Raw genomic sequence first — 17,191 nt, forward strand, 5'->3', positions numbered from 1 at the left:
GGGGCGGCATGCGGGCATGGCGGTCGCCGGCTACCCGGCTCCTACAACCGTCCGGACTTGTCGGTGCCTGCCGGGACGCGCTTGGACGGGATGCCTTGAGCCTCCGTTCGTCGTCGCAGCCGCACGCCATCGTGCGCCAGCGCTCGCTAGGGCGGGGCGGCGGCCAGGGCGAGGTAGCGCCGGTGCAGCATGTCCACGGCGGTGTCCAGGCGGTCGGGGTGGCCGTCATTGAGCAGCACGTCGTCGGCGATCGCCAACCGCGCCTGGCGCGGCGCCTGCGCGGCGATCATCCGCGACGCCAGCGACTCGTCCACGCCGTCGCGCAGCATCAGCCGCGCGTGCTGCAGCTCCACCGGCGCATCCACCACCAGGATGCGGTCCAGCCAGGGATAGGCCGTGCACCCGCCGGCCTCGGCCAGCAGCGGTATCGCGGCGATCGCGTACGGGCCGGGCGCCGCCCGGCATCCGGCTTCCAGCGCGGCGCGGATGGCCGGATGGGTGATCGCCTCCAGCGCCCGCCGCTCGCCGGCGTCGGCGAAGATCCGCTCGCGCAGGCGCCGCCGGTCCAGGCGCCCGTCCGGCCGCAGGGCAGCGTCGCCGAAGTGCGCGGCGATCCGCGCCAGCGCGGGTTGCCCCGGCTCGACCACCTCGCGCGCGGCCAGGTCCGCATCGGCCACGTGCACGCCCAGCGCCTGGAAGCGGCGGGCGACCTCGCTCTTGCCCGATGCCACGCCGCCGGTGAGACCGATGATGAAACCGCTCATGCGCGCCCGTCGCTGGAAAGGGCCACCAGTCTAGGGCCGCGCGCGCAGGCGGGAACAGGCCGGCGGCGGTGGCCTGTCCCGCCAAGGGCGCCCCGCGTCTGCCGGGGCGGGAAGCGCCATGGTCCCGCCGTCTTCGGTACGAGGCCGATCTCGCGCGAGTACCGGGACGAGCGCAAAGGTCCCGCCGTCCCCCGGCGGTGCGAGGCACGGCGCAGGCCGGCTGCCCGGGTGCCGTCCAGGCGGCGTGATCGGCACCGTCGCTTCCGCCGGTATCATCGCCGCTGGCTTCCGATCCGGTCCTCGCCATGAAGGATTCCCTGCGCATCGCCCTGGCCCAGTTCGATTTCCCGGTGGGCGCCGTGGCGCGCAACGCCGAGCGCATCGCGGAGATGATCGCCGAGGCCCGCGACGAGTACGGTGCCGACGTGGTCCTGTTCCCGGAGCTGGCGGTCAGCGGCTATCCGCCGGAGGATCTGCTGCTGCGGCCCGCGTTCCTGGCCCAGTGCGAGGCCGCGGTGCGGCGGATCGCCGCCGGCGTGGAGGGCATCGTGGCGGTGGTCGGCTGGCCGGAGGCGGCCGGCAGCGCGCTCTACAACACCGCCAGCGTGCTGCGCGACGGGCGGGTCGAGGCCAACTGCCGCAAGCGCGAGCTGCCCAACTACGCGGTGTTCGACGAGCGCCGCTACTTCGACGTCGACCCGGCCGGGAATGCCTGCGTGTTCGACATCGGCGGCGTGCCGGTGGGCCTGCTGGTGTGCGAGGACCTGTGGTACCCCGAGCCGCTGGCCGACGTCGTGCGCGCCGGCGCGCACCTGGTGCTGGTGCCCAACGCCTCGCCGTTCGAGCGCGGCAAGCACGCCCAGCGCGACGCGCTGCTGGCCCGCGGCACGCGCGAGTCCGGCGCGGCGCTGGTCTACCTCAACATGGTCGGCGGGCAGGATGCGCTGGTGTTCGACGGCGCCTCGGTGGTGGCCGATGCGGACGGCACGGTGCACCCGGCCGCGGCCGCCTTCACCGACCAGTGGCTGGTGCTGGACTACGACACCGCCGCGCGCGCCTTCATCCCGCTGCAGTGGATGGACGACGGCGACGAGAGCATGGACGCGCTGGCCTGGCGCGCGGTGGTGCGCGGCATCCAGGACTACTGCGGCAAGAACGGTTTCTCGAAGGCGTGGCTGGGCCTGTCCGGCGGCATCGACTCGGCGCTGGTGCTGGCGCTGGCGGTGGATGCGCTGGGCGCGGACAACGTGACCGCGGTGCGGCTGCCCTCGCGCTTCACCGCCGGCCTGTCCAACGACCTGGCCGCCGAGCAGTGCGCGGCGCTGGGGGTGAGGCTGGAGACGGTGCCGATAGAGCCGGCGTTCCAGGGGTTCCTGCAGGCGCTGGGGCCGCTGTTCGAGGGCCGGGACGCGGATGCCGCCGAGGAGAACCTGCAGTCGCGCAGCCGCGGCGCGATCATGATGGCGCTGGCCAACAAGTTCGGCGGGCTGCTGCTGACCACCGGCAACAAGAGCGAATACGCGGTGGGCTACGCCACCATCTACGGCGACATGTGCGGTGGCTACGCACCGCTGAAGGACCTGTACAAGACCGAGGTCTACGGCCTGTCCAAGTGGCGCAACACCGTCGGCGGGGCGCCGGTGATCCCGCCGGCGGTGATCGAGCGGACGCCCTCGGCCGAGTTGCGCGAGAACCAGACCGACCAGGACTCGCTGCCGGCCTACGACGTGCTCGACGGCATCCTCTACCGCTACGTGGACCAGGAGCAGTCGCGCGAGGAGATCGTCGCCGCCGGCTATGCCGCCGAGGTGGTGGACCGGGTGCTGCGCCTGGTGCGCACCAGCGAGTGGAAGCGGCACCAGGCCGCGCCGGGCCCCAAGGTGTCGCGGCGTGCCTTCGGACGCGAGCGGCGCTACCCGATCAGCAACGGCTTCGACGGCTGAGCGCGCCGCACGCGCGGCCGCACGTGGCCGCGGCATCGGCCCGGAGAAGCGGGATGCAAGCACGCCGGCCTTTCCGTGGGGCCGTCGCCGCCTGAAGCCGGCTTCTGCAAAGGCCACGGCGGTCCTGCCTGCCGCCGGCCCGGGGCGGAATCGAAGCGCCGCCTGGCCGTGGTCGTTCCCACGGCCGGGCGGCTCAGCGGCTGATCACCGCGTTGGGCTGGCCGGTGGGCGACTTCTCGCCGGCGAACGGGTTCAGGCGGCGGATCACCCATGGGTACTTGGGCCAGTCGCCGCTCAGGTAGGGGTGCTGGGGGGCGTTGAGCCTCAGCACCCGCACCGCGTCGTCGGACAGGGCTGGCTCGCCCAGCTCCTTGTAGGACTCGGCCAGCGCGGCGATCGCGTCGTATTGGTAGTCGCTCTGCGGGTAGGTTTCCAGGATGTAGCTGGCCCGGCTCACCGCCGACAGCCAGGCGCCGCGGCGCATGTAGTACAGCGCCGTGTCCATCTCGTGGCGGGCGAACACGTTGCGCAGGTTGACCATGCGCGCGCGCGCGTCGGCGGCGTAGCGGCTGTTGGGGTAGCGCTGCAGCACGCTGTTGAAGTCCTCGTAGGCCTGCTGCGGCGAGGACAGGTCGCGCCGGCTCGGGTCCAGCGACCACGCCCGGCGCAGGAACACCGCGTCGCGGTTGGAGTTGCACATGCCGCGCAGGTAGTAGAAATAGGCGATGTTGCGATGGGTCGGGTAGGTGCGGATGAAGCGGTCGATGGTGGACACCGCCTCGTCGTGCCTGCCCGCCTTGTACTGGGCGTAGGCCGTCTCCATCAGCGCCTGCTCGGTGTGCGGGCCGTAGGGGTACTGCGCGACCAGGCGCCGGAAGCCGATCTCGGCCCCGTTCCAGTCGCCGCGCTCCATCTTGTGGTGGGCCTTCTCGTAGAGCTCGGCGACCGGCACGCCCTCGTCGGCGTCCTTCTTCTTGGCGTTGCGTCCGCAGCCGGCGGCCAGGAACACGACCGCGAGCAGCAGCAGGGCCAGGCGCAGCGGGGCGGGGACGGTGAAGCGGGTGCGATGGGCCATCGGTGGGCGTGCTGGCGCGGAAATGGAAGGGCCGATGATAGCCTAGTGGCCTGTCCGGCGACTGACCGCGGTGCCGGACCGTCCCCGCAGCGACCCCGACCATGCCTCAGCCTTCCCCCGACCCGCGCCAGGCCATCGTTCCCGACGAGGCCGCCGGCCGCCGCTTCGACGCGGTGCTGGCCGAGCTGTTCCCCGAGTACTCGCGCTCGCGCCTGGCGGCGTGGATCAAGTCCGGCGACGCCCGGCTGGACGGCGCCCTGACGCGGCCGCGCGACCCGGTGAAGGGCGGCGAGACCGCGACCCTGGCCGCGGTGGCCGAGGTCCAGACCCAGGCCGAGCCGGAGGACATCCCGCTGCAGGTGCTGTACGAGGACGAGGACCTGTTCGTGCTGGACAAGCCGGCCGGGCGGGTGGTCCACCCCGGTGCCGGCAACCCGGCCGGGACCCTGGTCAACGCCCTGCTGTACCGGGACCCGGCCCTGGCCGCGCTGCCGCGCGCGGGCATCGTCCACCGCCTGGACAAGGACACCAGCGGGGCCATGGTGGTGGCGCGTACCCTGCCGGCGCACACCGGCCTGGTCGCGCAACTGGCCGCGCGCCAGGTCCATCGCCAGTACCTGGCGGTGGTGGTGGGCGCGCTGGTGGCCGGCGGCACCGCCGATGCGCCGATCGACCGCCACCCGCGCGACCGCCTGCGCATGGCCGTGCGCGAGGACGGCCGCCAGGCGGTCACCCACTATCGCCTGCGCGAGCGCTTCCGCGCCCATACCGCCCTGGAGTGCCGGCTGGAGACCGGGCGCACCCACCAGATCCGCGTGCACATGCAGCACCTGCGCCATCCCATCGTCGGCGATCCGCTGTACGGCGGCCCGCTGAAGCTGCCCAAGGGCGCCAGCGAGGAACTGGCCGCGGAGCTGCGCGGCTTCAGGCGCCAGGCGCTGCATGCCGAACGGCTGGAGTTCGCCCATCCGCGCAGCGGCGAGGCGGTGCGCGTGTCCGCGCCGCTGCCGGCCGACATGGCCGCGCTGCTGCGCTCGCTGCGCGAGGACACGCGCGCCTGGGACGAGAGCCAGCGGCGGTGAGCGCCGCGCCGCCGCGTGCAGGCGGCCCGCGGCCGGGCATGGGCCGGCGTGCGGCCGCGCCGCGGCCGCGCCGCGCCCGTCCACCGGGGCCTGGCAGATGAGCGGGCCGATCCTCCGCGCCGACTGGCCCGCGCCGCCGCGGGTATGCGCCTTCGCCACCCTGCGGCACGGCGCCGGGGATTCGGCCGCGCCTTTCGACACCTTCGACCTGGGCATGCGCAATGGCGACGACCCGGGCGTAGTGGCGGCCAATCGCGCGGCGTTGGCGCGGATCGGCGGGCTGCCGTCCGCGCCGCACTGGTTGCGCCAGGTGCACGGCACCGGGGTGCTGCGCTTCGACGCGCCCCTGGCCGTGCCGCGGGCGCGGGAGGACGAGCCGGAAGCCGATGCGGCGGTGACCTCCACGCCCGGCACGGTGCTGGCCGTCCTCACCGCCGATTGCCTGCCGGTGCTGCTGGCGGCCGCCGATGGCGGCGAGGTGGCGGCCGCGCACGCGGGCTGGCGCGGCCTGGCGTCCGGCGTACTGGAGGCCACCGTGGCGGCCATGCGCACGCCGCCGGGGGAACTGGTGGCGTGGCTGGGCCCGGCCGCCGGGCCGCTGGCCTACGAGATCGGCGCCGAGGTGCGCGACGCCTTCCTCGCCGGCGACCCTGCAGCGGCCTTCGCCTTCGCCGCCACCCGCGCCGGCCACTGGCGGATGGACCTGTACGCGCTGGCCCGGCGCCGCTTGCAGGCAGCGGGCATCGCGGCCGGGGCGGTCCACGGCGGCGGCCTGTGCACGATCTCCGATCCCCGGCGCTTCTATTCGCACCGCCGCGACGGGCGCGGCGGGCGCATGGCCTGCATCGCGTTCATCGAGCCGTCGCGCGCCGGGTAGCGCGCGACGGAACGGCGTTCAGTCCCGGCCCGGGTCCGGCGCCCAGCGGTAGGCGCGCACCGCGTGGTCCAGCAACAGCGGCACCACCAGCAATTGCCGGTCGACCACGTAGTGGTGGTCGGCCGCGCCCTTGGGCAGGGTGAACAGCCGCGTCGGCTCGCCGTCGGCGGTGAGGTGGATCACGTGGCCGCGGGTCCAGTCGGTCACCGTGTAGCCGCCCAGCCCGTCCGGCTCGATGCCGTCGATGTGGCCGATGGGGACGGTGCCGATCCGGCCCAGCGCGCGGTCGGCGTAGGCGACCGTGGAGATGTGGCCCTCCTGGTCGCCGTCGGGGCCGGGCACGACCCAACTGCCCAGCAGCAGGCGGTCGCGCTCGGCACGCAGCCCGTTGGGCTTGCCGGTGCGCGCCGTGTCCACCTCGGCCCAGGGCTCGAAGCGGCCGCCGGCCAGGCGGAACACCGTGTCCAGCCGGCCGCTGAACACGTAGACGTTGCCGTCCGGGTCGGCGGTGCAGTCGTTGAAGCGGCCAGGGCCGTCGGCCGGCGCGTGGCGAGCGAGGATGGCGCCGGCGTCCGGGTCGATCTCCACCAGGTCGTCGTCGTCGGCCACATATAGCCGGCCGTTGGCCAGGGCCAGGCCCTTGGGGTTCTCCAGTCCGGTCACCCATTCCCGCTCCAGGACCCGGCCCTGGCCGTCCAGCAGGCTGACGAAGCCGTCGCCCGGCACGGCGCCCTCGCCCCAGGTCGCCATGTTGGAGACGTAGAAGCGGTCGCGGCCGGCGTCGAACACCACCGATTCCGGCGCCAGCAGGCCGGTGGCTTCCCACAGCGGCACGGCGGCCACGCCCGCGGCGTGCGCCGGCGCCGTGTCGGCAAGCACCGGGCCGGCCAGTGCCAGGGCGGCGGCGGCGGCCAGCGCGCGGGTGCGGATCGATGCGTTCATGCGGACTCCCGATGACATGCCGGCGGCGGGCGCCGCCCTCAGCGGAAGTTATAGACCAGATTGACCGTGGTCAGCGTATCGGTCCTCTCGACCCCGGCCGTCCGGTCCACGTCGGTGTTGTGGCGCGCCTGCAGGCCGGCCTTCAAGGCGAAGCGCTCGTTCATCGCCACCGACACGCCCAGGTCGTTCTGGACGAAGGTGTTGTCCCGGCCCGATTCCACCAGCAGCGTGTCGAACAGCTCGGTGTTGGCGGTGAGCTGGTGGCGGAAGTCGAGCAGGCCGCGGCCGATCAGACTGCTCTGCACCAGGCCGGTCTCGGTCTCGCGCGCACGGCGGTAGCCGGGGCCGATCTCGCCGACCAGCTTGGTGCGTTCGTTGTCGACGAAGCGGTGGCCGTAGCCGAGGGTGAGCGTGGCCTGGTAGTCGTATGAGGAGAAATCGTCGCGCTCGTAGCGGGCCGAGCCGTAGGTGTGGTTGCGCGGGTCGAAGCGGTAGGCGCTGGTCGCGCCAAGATCGTAGCGGTTGGCGCTGAGCACGTAGCGCCGCTCGGCCACGCCGTCGCCGTCGAAGTCGCCGTTGACCTCGCCCTTGGCGCGCAGCGCGGCCGCGCTGAAGGCGTGCTTCCACTGCGCGTCCTCCCGCGAGAAGGCGATCTTGGCGTTGAGGTTCTCCGAGCGCGAGTTGCCGCGCGCCATGGCGAGGCCGAGTTCGCCGGTGCCTTTCCAGCCATCGTCCTGGGGGGTGTCCTGGGCCAGGGCGGCGAAGGGGAGCAGGGCCGCCAGCAATGCGGAGGCGGGCAGCGATGCGATCGATGTGGGGTGTGGCATGTGGGTCCTGTGCATGGCGAGAGGGTCGAGGGTGGAAGCTGGAGGCCCCGCCGCCGCATCCTGCGCGCGGCCGGGCCGTGCGCGATGCGGCGGGGGCCGTGCGCGTGCTACATGATGCGAAGCGTTCCTGAGCCGGACCTGTCAGGCGCTCTCGAGCGCGGCCAGGTAGTTCTTGCGCCAGGCGTGGATGTCGCGCTTGCGCAGCCGTTCCATCATCGCGTGCCAGCGTTCCCTGCGCTCGTCCAGGGGCATCGTGGCGGCGGTGGCGATGGCGTCGGCAACGCCGTCCAGGTCGTGCGGGTTCACCTGCAGGGCCTCGGGCATTTCCTGAGCCGCGCCGGCAAGCAGGGACAGCACCAGCACGCCGGGGTTCTCGCGGTCCTGCGAGGCCACGTATTCCTTGGCCACCAGGTTCATGCCGTCGCGCAGCGGGGTCACCAGGCCCACCCGCGCGCTGCGGTAGAAGCCGGTGAGGGTGGCATGGGGGAAGTTGCGGTTGACGTAGCGCAGCGGCGTCCAGTCGGGCGCGGCGTGGGCGCCGTTGATGTGGCCGGCGATCTGTTCGAGCTGGTTGCGGAGCTGCTGGTACTCGCCCACGTCGCCGCGCGAGACCGGGGCGATCTGCAGGTAGGTCAGGCTGCCCTTCTGGTCGGGGTGGCGCTGCAGGTAGCGCTCGAAGCCGTGGAAGCGCTCGGGCAGGCCCTTGGAATAGTCCAGCCGGTCCACCCCGATGGCCAGCATCCTGCGCTCCAGGCTGGTGCGCAGGTTGCGCAGCGCCGGCTTGGACATGGCCGCGGCGGCTTGCCGCTCGATCTGCGCGGTGTCGATGCTGATGGGAAAGTTGCCGGTGCGGAAGCGGCGCCCGTCCGGCGCCTGCAGCAGGTCCGGCTCGATGATCCGCCCGCCGCCGTACAGGCGCACGTAGGACTGGAAGCGGTCGTTGTCGCGCCGGGTCTGGAAGCCGAGCAGGTCGTAGGCGTAGAGCGTGGAGAACAGCCGGCGGTGGTCGGGCATGGCCATCATCAGGTCGGCCGAGGGCACCGGCACGTGCAGGAAGAAGCCGATCCGGCAGCCGATGCCGCGCTCGCGCAGCAGCGCCGCCAGCGGGATCAGGTGGTAGTCGTGGATCCAGACGGTGTCGTCCTCGCGCAGCAGCGGCGCCAGGCGGTCGGCGAACATCGCGTTGACCCGGCCGTAGCCCAGGCGGGTATCGCGGTCGTAGTCGACCAGGTCCAGGCGGAAGTGCAGCAGCGGCCACAGCGTGCGGTTGGAGAAGCCGTTGTAGTAGGCGTCCAGGTCGGCGCGGTTGAGGTCGACGGTGACGTAGCGGATGTCGCCGTCGCGCTGCTCGTGCAGCTCGCCGCTGTCGCCGCGCACGGTGCGGCCGCTCCAGCCGAACCACATCCCGCCGCGCTCGCCCAGCGCTGCCTGCAAGGCCACGGCCAGGCCCCCGGCCCGGTTCTCGCCCGGGATAGCCACGCGGTTGGAAACCACGACCAGACGGCTCATGAAGCCTCCTGCCAGGAACGCGAAAGCCGCGTGGCGGCGATGATCAGGCCCACGTGCGAGTAGGCCTGCGGGAAGTTGCCCCAGCCCTCGCCGTCCTCGAAGGCCATGTCCTCCGAGAGCAGGCCCAGCCGGTTGCGGCGCGCGAGCACGCGCTCGAACAGTTCGCGCGCCTCGTCCATGCGCCCGATCGCCGCCAGCGCATCGATGTACCAGAAGGTGCAGATGGTGAAGCTGGTCTCGGGCGTGCCGAAGTCGTCCGGGGCCACGTAGCGGAACACCCCGTCGCCGTGGCGCAGTTCGCGGCCGATGGCCTCCACCGTGGCCACGTAGCGCGGGTCGTCCGGGGGCAGGAAGCCGATGTCGGCCAGCAGCAGCAGCGAGGCGTCCAGGTAGTCGCTCTGGAACGAGGCGCTGAAGTGGCCGGCCTCGGCCCGCCAGGCGCGCGCCAGGGTCGCCTCGCGGACCACGTCGGCGCGTTCGCGCCAGTAGCCGGCGCGCGCGTCCAGGCCCAGTCGCAGCGCGATCTTGGCCAGCCGGTCGCAGGCCGCCCAGCACATCGCGGCGGTGTAGGTATGGACCTCGGCGCGGCCGCGGAACTCCCACAGGCCGGCGTCGGGCACCTCGTACAGGGCGAAGGCGCGCTCGCCCAGCGGTTCCAGCTTGGCGAACGCGTCCGCGTCGCCGGGGTCGACCAGGCGCTGGTCGAAGAACAACTGGGTGGAGGCCAGGACCACGCTGCCGTACACGTCGTGCTGCTTCTGCACCCAGGCCAGGTTGCCGCGCCGCACCGGGCCCATGCCGCGGTAGCCGGCCAGCGATTCGACCTCGTGCTCGTCCAGGCGGTCCTCGAAGCCGATGCCGTACAGCGGCTGAAGGCTGCCGTCGCTGGTGGCGATGTTGAAGATGTAGCGCAGGAACTCCTCCATGCTGCGGGTGGCGCCCAGGCGGTTGAGCGCGCGCACCACGAAGGCCGCGTCGCGCAGCCAGCAGTAGCGGTAGTCCCAGTTGCGCGAGGTGCCCGGCGCCTCCGGCACGGAAGTGGTCATCGCGGCGATGATCGCGCCGCTGTCCTCGTACTGGCACAGCTTCAGGGTGATCGCGCTGCGGATCACCGCCTCCTGCCATTCCAGCGGGATGGACAGGTAGCGCACCCATTCGCGCCAGTAGTCCAGGGTGCGCCCCAGCGCCTCCTCCACGTAGCCGGCGATGGAACGGTCGAGCGGTTCGTCCGGGCCCAGCACCAGGTGCAGGCGGTGGGTGAGGGTGAAGGGCAGGCCGTCGCGGACGAAGCGCACCGGCACGTCGGTGGTCAGGCGCAGGGCGAAGCCGGGCAGCAGCCAGCGCATGTGGTTGCTGCCCCAGGTGTACTCGGGCACGCGCGCGCCCCAGTCGGCCAGCGGGCGCATGCGCACGCGGATGCGCGGGCTGCCGGCCAGCGGGGTGATCCGGCGGATGATCGACACTGGCCGGTAGACGCGGCCGTTCTGCTTCCAGCGCGGGGCGAAATCGACGATCTCCAGCGCCCCGCCGCGGGTGTCGTGCAGCACCGTGCGCAGCACCGCGGTGTTGGGCAGGTAGGCCTGCTCGGCGTGGCTGAAGTCCTCCAGGTCGATGCCGAAGTCGCCGCCGGCGTGGTTGCGCGGCGACAGCAGCGCGCAGAACGCCGGGTCGCCGTCGAACGCGGGCAGGCACCCCCAGACCACGCGCCCCCGCGCGTCCACCAGCGCGCCGAAGCTGCCGTTTCCGATGACGCCCAGTTCCAGGTTCGATTCGTGAACTTCCATTTCCTTCCCAAGGTCGGGGCGGCGCGCGGGCGCTACCGCGTGGTGGCTTCCTCTTCCCGCACGGCATTGGCGGCCAGCCAGGCGTGCACGGCGCCGGTGCCGGGCAGCGCGTGGGTGGCGATGCTGCCGGCGCGCTCGCCGACCAGCACGCTCCAGCCTCCGGCGCGATGCGCCGCGGCGAAGCCGAACTCGTCGGTGAGGTCGTCGCCGACGAATACCGGCACGCGTCCGGCGAACGGGGCGCGCGCCATCATCCGCTCCAGCGCGCGGCCCTTGTCGGCGCCCTCGGGCACGAACTCGATCACATGGTCGCCGGGCTGCAGCCGGTAGCCGGGCAGCGAGGCGATGCGCTCGCGGGCGAAGCCGGTCACCCGTTCGGCTGCTTGCGGCGCGGTGCGCCAGTGCAGCGCCAGGCTCACGCCCTTGTCCTCCACCAGGACGCCGGGATGGGCGGCGGCCAGTTGCGCGGCCTGGCGGTGCAGTTCGTGGAGGAGACGGGAGGCGGCGTCGAGCGCCGGCGCGCCGGCCTCGGCTTGCGCACCGGCGCGGAGCTGGTGGCCGTGCAGGCCGGCGGCGGGCAGCCGCAGCGGCGCGAACAGGGCGTCCAGTTGCAGCAGCGGGCGGCCGCTGACCAGGGCCACGGCGCCGCCGAGGCGGTCGCTTATCCGGCCGATGGCCTCGCGCACCTGCGGCAGCAAGCGCACGCTGGCGGGATCGGGAGCGAAGTCGATCAAGGTGCCATCCACGTCGAGGAACAGCGCGCAGGCGTCGTCGAGCGGCGGTGGCGACGGGCGGTGGGGAATCGCGTCGGCCATGCCTCCATTCTGCACGAATGCGGCGTGAGGGTCAGGTTGTGGATGCGCGCCCGGCCGCGCCGCGGCCTCCGCCACCGGGTCCGGCGGATAGCCGCGCGGTATGCGGGAGCGCGCCGGAACGGCCCGCGGCGCTATGCTTCATGCCATCTTCGTACCCGCCAGACCCATGTATCCGACCGTGTTCCAGCAGGTGCTGCGCGCGCCGTTCTTCACCTTGCCCGACGCGGTGCGCGCGCTGCACTCGATCCGCGGGCGCGGCACCTATGCCGGACGCGTGGACATCCAGCGCGGGACCAACGCACTGGCGCGGCTGTGCGCGGCCGTGGCCGGGCTGCCGCCGGCGATGCGCGACGCCCCGCTGCGGGTGGAGTTCACCGCCGGCGCGGACGCGGAGACCTGGCGCCGCGACTTCGGCGGGCATCCCATGGCCTCGCGGCTGCGTTGCCGCGACGGCCTGCTGGTCGAGCGGCTGGGGCCGCTGCAGTTCCGCTTCGCCCTGCACACCGCCGGCGGCGCGGTGTACTGGAACGCGGTCGGCGCGCGCCTGTTCGGCATCGTGCCGCTGCCGGCGCGGCTGTTCGCGCAGGTGCGCTGCCGCGAGCGCGTGCACGAGGGCCGCTACCAGTTCCTGGTCGAGGCGACGCTGCCGCTGCTCGGCCTGCTGATCCGCTACGAAGGCTGGCTGCAGCCGGCCTGAACCGCGCCGGTGGAGCGGGGTGCAGATCGTGCGCTCGGCCGCGGAGGCGGCACCGGCGCAGCGGCATCCGGGCTGCGCCGCCTTGCCGGCCATGGCCGGCGCCGATGCAGGACGGCCAGCGCCAGCGGGGCGTCCCGTGCCGGCGATCACCATGGGCTCCGGCCGCGGGCCAGCGGGCACCATGCCGAGGCCGAGCGCGCGTTCCACCGTTCCAGTGGCGGCGGCAACGCCTGGGCGAGGGCAGCGGCATCACCTGGTACAGCGCCGCGCTGTGGGGGCAGCGAGCTGCGCCGAATCGGCCGCACCGGCCGAAGCCGCCGACATCCAGCGCGACGCCCTGCGCCGGCCGGGCAGCCGCCGTGCACGCCGGCCGCGCCGTTACGCCACCGGCGTGGCGGCGCGCGCGGGATCGCCCCCGGCCTCCTCGTCCAGCAGGAAGGCCAGCTTGCGCTCCCGCGGCAGTTGCCGGATCGCCCATTCGGCCCGCGCGGCGGCCGCGCGGTCGGCGAAGCGGCGGCTGCCCAGCAGGCGCAGCGGCGGGTTGGCGCGGGTGTAGCGGGCGCCCTTGCCGGCCGCGTGCGCACGGTAGCGCGCCTCCACGTCGTTGCTGATCCCGGCGTAGTAGGCGCCGTTGCGGCACAGCAGCAGGTACAGGTACCAGGGCGCGGAGGCGGCGGGCATGGCGGCATTATCTCCCGGTGGCGGCATGAACCGGGGGCCGCGGCGCCCTTGAAACGGAGGGGGGCAGCCGCATCTGGATAGCATCGCCGGCGCCGCCGGCCGCGGTTTCCACTGGGAGATTCCCGATGCGGATGGACAAGCTCACCTCGCGTTTCCAGCAGGCGCTGGCCGACGCGCAGTCGCTGGCCGTGGGCCGCGACCACAACCTGCTCGAGCCGGTGCACGTGCTGGCTGCGCTGCTGGACCAGTCCGGCGGCAGCACCCGCCCGCTGCTGGCCCAGGCCGGGGTCAACGTGCCGCTGCTGCGCGAACGCCTGGGCGAGGCGCTGGAAGCGCTGCCGAAGGTCTCCGGCCAGGCCGGCAACCTGTCGGTCGGCAACGACCTGACCCGCCTGCTCAACCTCACCGACAGGCTGGCCCAGCAGCATGGCGACCAGTTCATCGCCAGCGAATGGTTCGTGCTGGCCGCGCTGGAGGACGGCGGCGCCGCCGGCCAGGCACTCAAGGCGGCCGGGGCGGCCAAGGCGAAGGTGGAAGCGGCGATCGGGAAGATCCGCGGCGGCGAGAGCGTGCAGTCGGAGAACGCCGAGGACCAGCGCCAGGCGCTGGAGAAGTACACCATCGACCTCACCGAGCGCGCCGAGTCCGGCAAGCTGGACCCGGTGATCGGCCGCGACGAGGAGATCCGCCGCACCATCCAGGTGCTGCAGCGGCGGACCAAGAACAACCCGGTGCTGATCGGCGAGCCGGGCGTGGGCAAGACCGCCATTGTGGAAGGCCTGGCCCAGCGCATCGTCAACGGCGAGGTGCCCGAGGGCCTGCGCGGCAAGCGCGTGCTGTCGCTGGACATGGGCGCGCTGATCGCCGGGGCCAAGTTCCGCGGCGAGTTCGAGGAGCGCCTGAAGGGCGTGCTCAACGACCTGGCCAAGAACGAGGGCCAGATCATCCTGTTCATCGACGAACTGCACACCGTGGTCGGCGCGGGCAAGGCCGACGGCGCCATGGACGCGGGCAACATGCTCAAGCCGGCGCTGGCCCGCGGCGAGCTGCACTGCATCGGCGCCACCACCCTGGACGAGTACCGCCAGTACATCGAGAAGGATGCCGCGCTGGAGCGCCGCTTCCAGAAGGTGTTCGTGGGCGAGCCCAGCGTGGAGGACACCATCGCCATCCTGCGCGGGCTCAAGGAGCGCTACGCCATGCACCACGGCGTGGAGATCACCGACCCGGCCATCGTCGCCGCCGCCACCCTGTCCAACCGCTACATCGCCGACCGCCAGTTGCCGGACAAGGCCATCGACCTGATGGACGAGGCCGCCAGCCGCATCCGCATGGAGATCGACTCCAAGCCGGAGGAACTGGACCGCCTGGAGCGCCGACTGGTCCAGCTCAAGATCCAGCGCGAGATGCTGAAGAAGGAGAAGGACGAGGCGAGCAAGCAGCGCCTGGCCGACCTGGAGGCCGACATCGACAAGCTCGGGCGCGAGTTCTCCGACCTGGACGAGGTGTGGAAGTCGGAGAAGGCCGCGCTGCAGGGCGCCACCCGGATCAAGGAGCAGATCGAGCAGGCCCGGCTGGAGCTGGAGGCCGCGCAGCGGCGGCAGGACTACACCCGCATGGGCGAGATCCAGTACGCCACCCTGCCGGCGCTGGAGAAGCAGCTTGCCGCCGCGCAGGAGGCCGAGCAGAAGGAGTTCAGGCTGGTCCAGGACCGGGTGACCGACGAGGAGATCGCCCAGGTGGTCTCGCGCTGGACCGGCATCCCGGTCAACCGGATGCTGGAAGGCGAGCGCGACAAGCTGCTGCGCATGGAAGCCGAGCTGGGCGCCCGCGTGGTCGGCCAGGAGGAGGCGATCCGGGTGGTGTCCGACGCGGTGCGGCGCTCGCGCGCCGGCCTGTCCGACCCGAACCGGCCGATCGGCTCGTTCCTGTTCCTGGGCCCCACCGGCGTGGGCAAGACCGAGCTGTGCAAGGCGCTGGCCGGGTTCCTGTTCGACAGCGACGAGGCGATGGTGCGCATCGACATGAGCGAGTTCATGGAGAAGCACTCGGTGGCCCGCCTGATCGGCGCGCCGCCCGGCTACGTGGGCTACGAGGAGGGCGGCTACCTGACCGAGGCGGTGCGCCGCCGGCCGTACTCGCTGATCCTGCTGGACGAGGTGGAGAAGGCGCACCCGGACGTGTTCAACATCCTGCTGCAGGTGCTGGACGACGGCCGCCTCACCGACGGCCAGGGCCGCACCGTGGACTTCCGCAACACCGTCATCGTGATGACCTCCAACCTGGGCTCGCACCAGATCCAGGAGCTGAGCGGCGACGGCTCGGCCGAGGCCTACACGCAGATGAAGGCGGCGGTGATGGGCGTGGTGCAGGCGCACTTCCGCCCGGAGTTCATCAACCGGCTGGACGACATCGTCGTGTTCCATGCGCTGGACAAGCGGCAGATCAGGTCGATCGCGCGGATCCAGTTGCGCGGGCTGGAGAAGCGGCTGGCCGAGCGCGGGCTGAAGCTGGATCTCTCCGAGCCGGCGTTCGAGCTGCTGGGCGACGCCGGCTTCGACCCGGTGTACGGCGCGCGCCCGCTCAAGCGCGCGATCCAGGCCCAGGTCGAGAACCCGCTGGCGCAGAAGATCCTGGCCGGCGAATTCGGCAACGGCGACACGGTCCGGGTCGATGCCGAAGGCGGGAGGCTGGTGTTCGCCAAGGAGTAAGGGCGGTTCCCGGCGCATGGCCGGGGAGGGCGCCGCCGGCGCGGCGCATCCGCCCGGCCGCCGCGCCGGCTCATGCCCGCGCGCGATGACGACATGCCGCCCCGCACTCCGTAACAACTGAAAGCGTACATGCCCGCGGGCGGGCGCTGGGCTATCGTGACCGATGCCGTCACACCGAGTGCATCGCCATGACCGAACAGAACTGGAAGCCCGAAACCATCGCCGTCCACGGCGGCTACAGCCCCGACCCGACCACCCGCTCGGTGGCCGTGCCGATCTACCAGACCGTCGCCTACGCCTTCGACAACACCCAGCACGGCGCGGACCTGTTCGACCTGAAGGTGCCGGGCAACATCTACACCCGGATCATGAACCCCACCACCGACGTGCTGGAGAAGCGGGTGGCGGCGCTGGAGGGCGGCATCGCCGCGCTGGCGCTGGCCTCCGGGCAGGCGGCGGTCACCTACGCCATCCAGACCATCGCCGAGGCCGGCGACAACATCGTCTCCTCCAGCGCACTGTACGGCGGCACCTACAACCTGTTCGCCCATACCCTGCCGCAGTTCGGCATCCAGGCGCGCCTGGCCGACTACCGCGACCCGGACGCCTTCGCCCGGCTCATCGACGACCGCACCAAGGCGGTGTTCGTCGAGTCCATCGGCAACCCGCGCGGCAACGTCACCGACATCGAGGCGGTGGCCAAGGTCGCCCATGCCCACGGCGTGCCGCTGATCGTGGACAACACCGTGGCCTCGCCCTACCTGCTGCGGCCGATCGACTTCGGCGCCGACATCGTGGTGCACTCGCTGACCAAGTACCTGGGCGGGCACGGCAACAGCATCGGCGGGGCGATCGTCGATTCCGGCAGGTTCCCGTGGGCCGAGCACAAGGCGCGCTTCCGCCGCCTCAACGAGCCGGACGTGAGCTACCACGGCGTGGTCTACACCGAGGCGCTGGGCCCGGCCGCCTACATCGGCCGCGCGCGGGTGGTGCCGCTGCGCAACACCGGCGCGGCGCTGTCGCCGTTCAACGCCTTCCTGATCCTGCAGGGCATCGAGACCCTGGCCCTGCGCATGGACCGGATCAACCAGAACACCCTGGCCATCGCCAGGCACCTGCAGAAGCACCCGAAGGTGGCATGGGTGAACTACGCCGGCCTGGACGACCATCCCGAGCACGCGCTGGTGCGCAAGTACCTGCCCAAGGGCGCCTCCGGGCTGTTCACTTTCGGCCTGCCGGGCGGACGCGAGGCGGGGGCGAAGTTCCTCGACGCGCTGCAGTTGTTCACCCGCCTGGTCAACATCGGCGACGCCAAGTCGCTGGCCACCCACCCGGCCTCCACCACCCACCGCCAGCTCTCGCCCGAGGAGATGGAGAAGGCCGGCGTCAGCGAGGACACCGTGCGCCTGTGCATCGGCATCGAGCACGTGGACGACCTGCTGGCCGACCTGGAGCAGGCGCTGGCTGCGGTCTGACCCGGCGCC

Annotated in this window: 14 protein-coding genes; 6 read left to right on the top strand and 8 right to left on the bottom strand. The window is 72.5% G+C overall.

The features are described from left to right. Window positions 1–146: 146 nt before the first annotated feature. Window positions 147–764, bottom strand: a complete 618-nt coding sequence (coaE, locus tag HNR76_RS01235) for a dephospho-CoA kinase (RefSeq protein WP_162311345.1) — start codon at window positions 762–764, stop codon at window positions 147–149. A gap of 305 nt (window positions 765–1,069) precedes the next feature. On the opposite strand from coaE, the gene HNR76_RS01240 reads away from it, so the two are divergent. Continuing rightward, on the top strand, window positions 1,070–2,707 hold the full coding sequence (locus HNR76_RS01240; protein WP_162311344.1) for an NAD+ synthase: 1,638 nt from the start codon (window positions 1,070–1,072) through the stop codon (window positions 2,705–2,707). Between the two features lie 193 nt (window positions 2,708–2,900). On the opposite strand, the gene HNR76_RS01245 is transcribed toward HNR76_RS01240, so the two are convergent. Next, a complete protein-coding gene (locus tag HNR76_RS01245; protein WP_162311343.1) occupies window positions 2,901–3,782 on the bottom strand; it encodes an outer membrane protein assembly factor BamD in 882 nt (293 codons plus the stop codon). Between the two features lie 101 nt (window positions 3,783–3,883). On the opposite strand from HNR76_RS01245, the gene rluD reads away from it, so the two are divergent. Together rluD and pgeF are read left to right on the top strand one after the other, a co-directional pair. After that, on the top strand, window positions 3,884–4,864 hold the full coding sequence (gene rluD, locus HNR76_RS01250) for a 23S rRNA pseudouridine(1911/1915/1917) synthase RluD (protein ID WP_162311342.1): 981 nt from the start codon (window positions 3,884–3,886) through the stop codon (window positions 4,862–4,864). 97 nt (window positions 4,865–4,961) lie between these two features. Further along, window positions 4,962–5,741 carry a peptidoglycan editing factor PgeF gene (pgeF, locus tag HNR76_RS01255; protein WP_162311341.1) on the top strand — a complete coding sequence of 260 codons (780 nt, stop codon included), beginning with the start codon at window positions 4,962–4,964 and terminating at the stop codon, window positions 5,739–5,741. Window positions 5,742–5,759: 18 nt separating this feature from the next. Here pgeF and HNR76_RS01260 read toward each other — a convergent pair whose 3' ends face one another. The 5 genes from HNR76_RS01260 to otsB all read right to left on the bottom strand — a co-directional run bounded on the left by HNR76_RS01260 (window position 5,760) and on the right by otsB (window position 11,618). After that, window positions 5,760–6,683 carry an SMP-30/gluconolactonase/LRE family protein gene (locus tag HNR76_RS01260; RefSeq protein WP_162311340.1) on the bottom strand — a complete coding sequence of 308 codons (924 nt, stop codon included), beginning with the start codon at window positions 6,681–6,683 and terminating at the stop codon, window positions 5,760–5,762. A gap of 38 nt (window positions 6,684–6,721) precedes the next feature. Beyond that, window positions 6,722–7,510, bottom strand: coding sequence for a DUF481 domain-containing protein (locus HNR76_RS01265; protein WP_221301307.1), 789 nt, complete (start codon window positions 7,508–7,510; stop codon window positions 6,722–6,724). Between the two features lie 141 nt (window positions 7,511–7,651). Further along, window positions 7,652–9,019, bottom strand: coding sequence for an alpha,alpha-trehalose-phosphate synthase (UDP-forming) (gene otsA / locus HNR76_RS01270; RefSeq protein ID WP_162311339.1), 1,368 nt, complete (start codon window positions 9,017–9,019; stop codon window positions 7,652–7,654). Further along, entirely contained in the window at window positions 9,016–10,803 is a 1,788-nt protein-coding gene (locus HNR76_RS01275; protein ID WP_162311338.1) for a glycoside hydrolase family 15 protein, read from the bottom strand. The genes otsA and HNR76_RS01275 overlap by 4 nt, the downstream gene beginning before the upstream one ends. A 32-nt stretch (window positions 10,804–10,835) precedes the next feature. Further along, window positions 10,836–11,618 carry a trehalose-phosphatase gene (gene otsB, locus HNR76_RS01280; protein WP_162311337.1) on the bottom strand — a complete coding sequence of 261 codons (783 nt, stop codon included), beginning with the start codon at window positions 11,616–11,618 and terminating at the stop codon, window positions 10,836–10,838. A gap of 166 nt (window positions 11,619–11,784) precedes the next feature. On the opposite strand from otsB, the gene HNR76_RS01285 reads away from it, so the two are divergent. Next, window positions 11,785–12,315, top strand: coding sequence for a DUF4166 domain-containing protein (locus tag HNR76_RS01285; RefSeq protein ID WP_162311336.1), 531 nt, complete (start codon window positions 11,785–11,787; stop codon window positions 12,313–12,315). A 378-nt stretch (window positions 12,316–12,693) separates the two neighbouring features. Here the strand turns inward: HNR76_RS01285 and HNR76_RS01290 are convergent, their stop codons facing one another. Continuing rightward, complete coding sequence (locus HNR76_RS01290; RefSeq protein ID WP_162311335.1) at window positions 12,694–12,996, bottom strand: GIY-YIG nuclease family protein; 303 nt, start codon at window positions 12,994–12,996, stop codon at window positions 12,694–12,696. Between the two features lie 125 nt (window positions 12,997–13,121). On the opposite strand from HNR76_RS01290, the gene clpB reads away from it, so the two are divergent. Continuing rightward, the gene (clpB, locus tag HNR76_RS01295; protein WP_162311334.1) at window positions 13,122–15,707 is read left to right on the top strand and encodes an ATP-dependent chaperone ClpB; all 2,586 of its coding nucleotides are present in this window, start codon (window positions 13,122–13,124) and stop codon (window positions 15,705–15,707) included. 188 nt (window positions 15,708–15,895) lie between these two features. Further along, the gene (locus HNR76_RS01300) at window positions 15,896–17,182 is read left to right on the top strand and encodes an O-acetylhomoserine aminocarboxypropyltransferase/cysteine synthase family protein (protein WP_162311333.1); all 1,287 of its coding nucleotides are present in this window, start codon (window positions 15,896–15,898) and stop codon (window positions 17,180–17,182) included. The last annotated feature ends 9 nt before the right edge of the window (window positions 17,183–17,191 follow it).

Source organism: Pseudoxanthomonas broegbernensis (assembly GCF_014202435.1).
Taxonomy (GTDB): Bacteria; Pseudomonadota; Gammaproteobacteria; order Xanthomonadales; family Xanthomonadaceae; genus Pseudoxanthomonas; species Pseudoxanthomonas broegbernensis.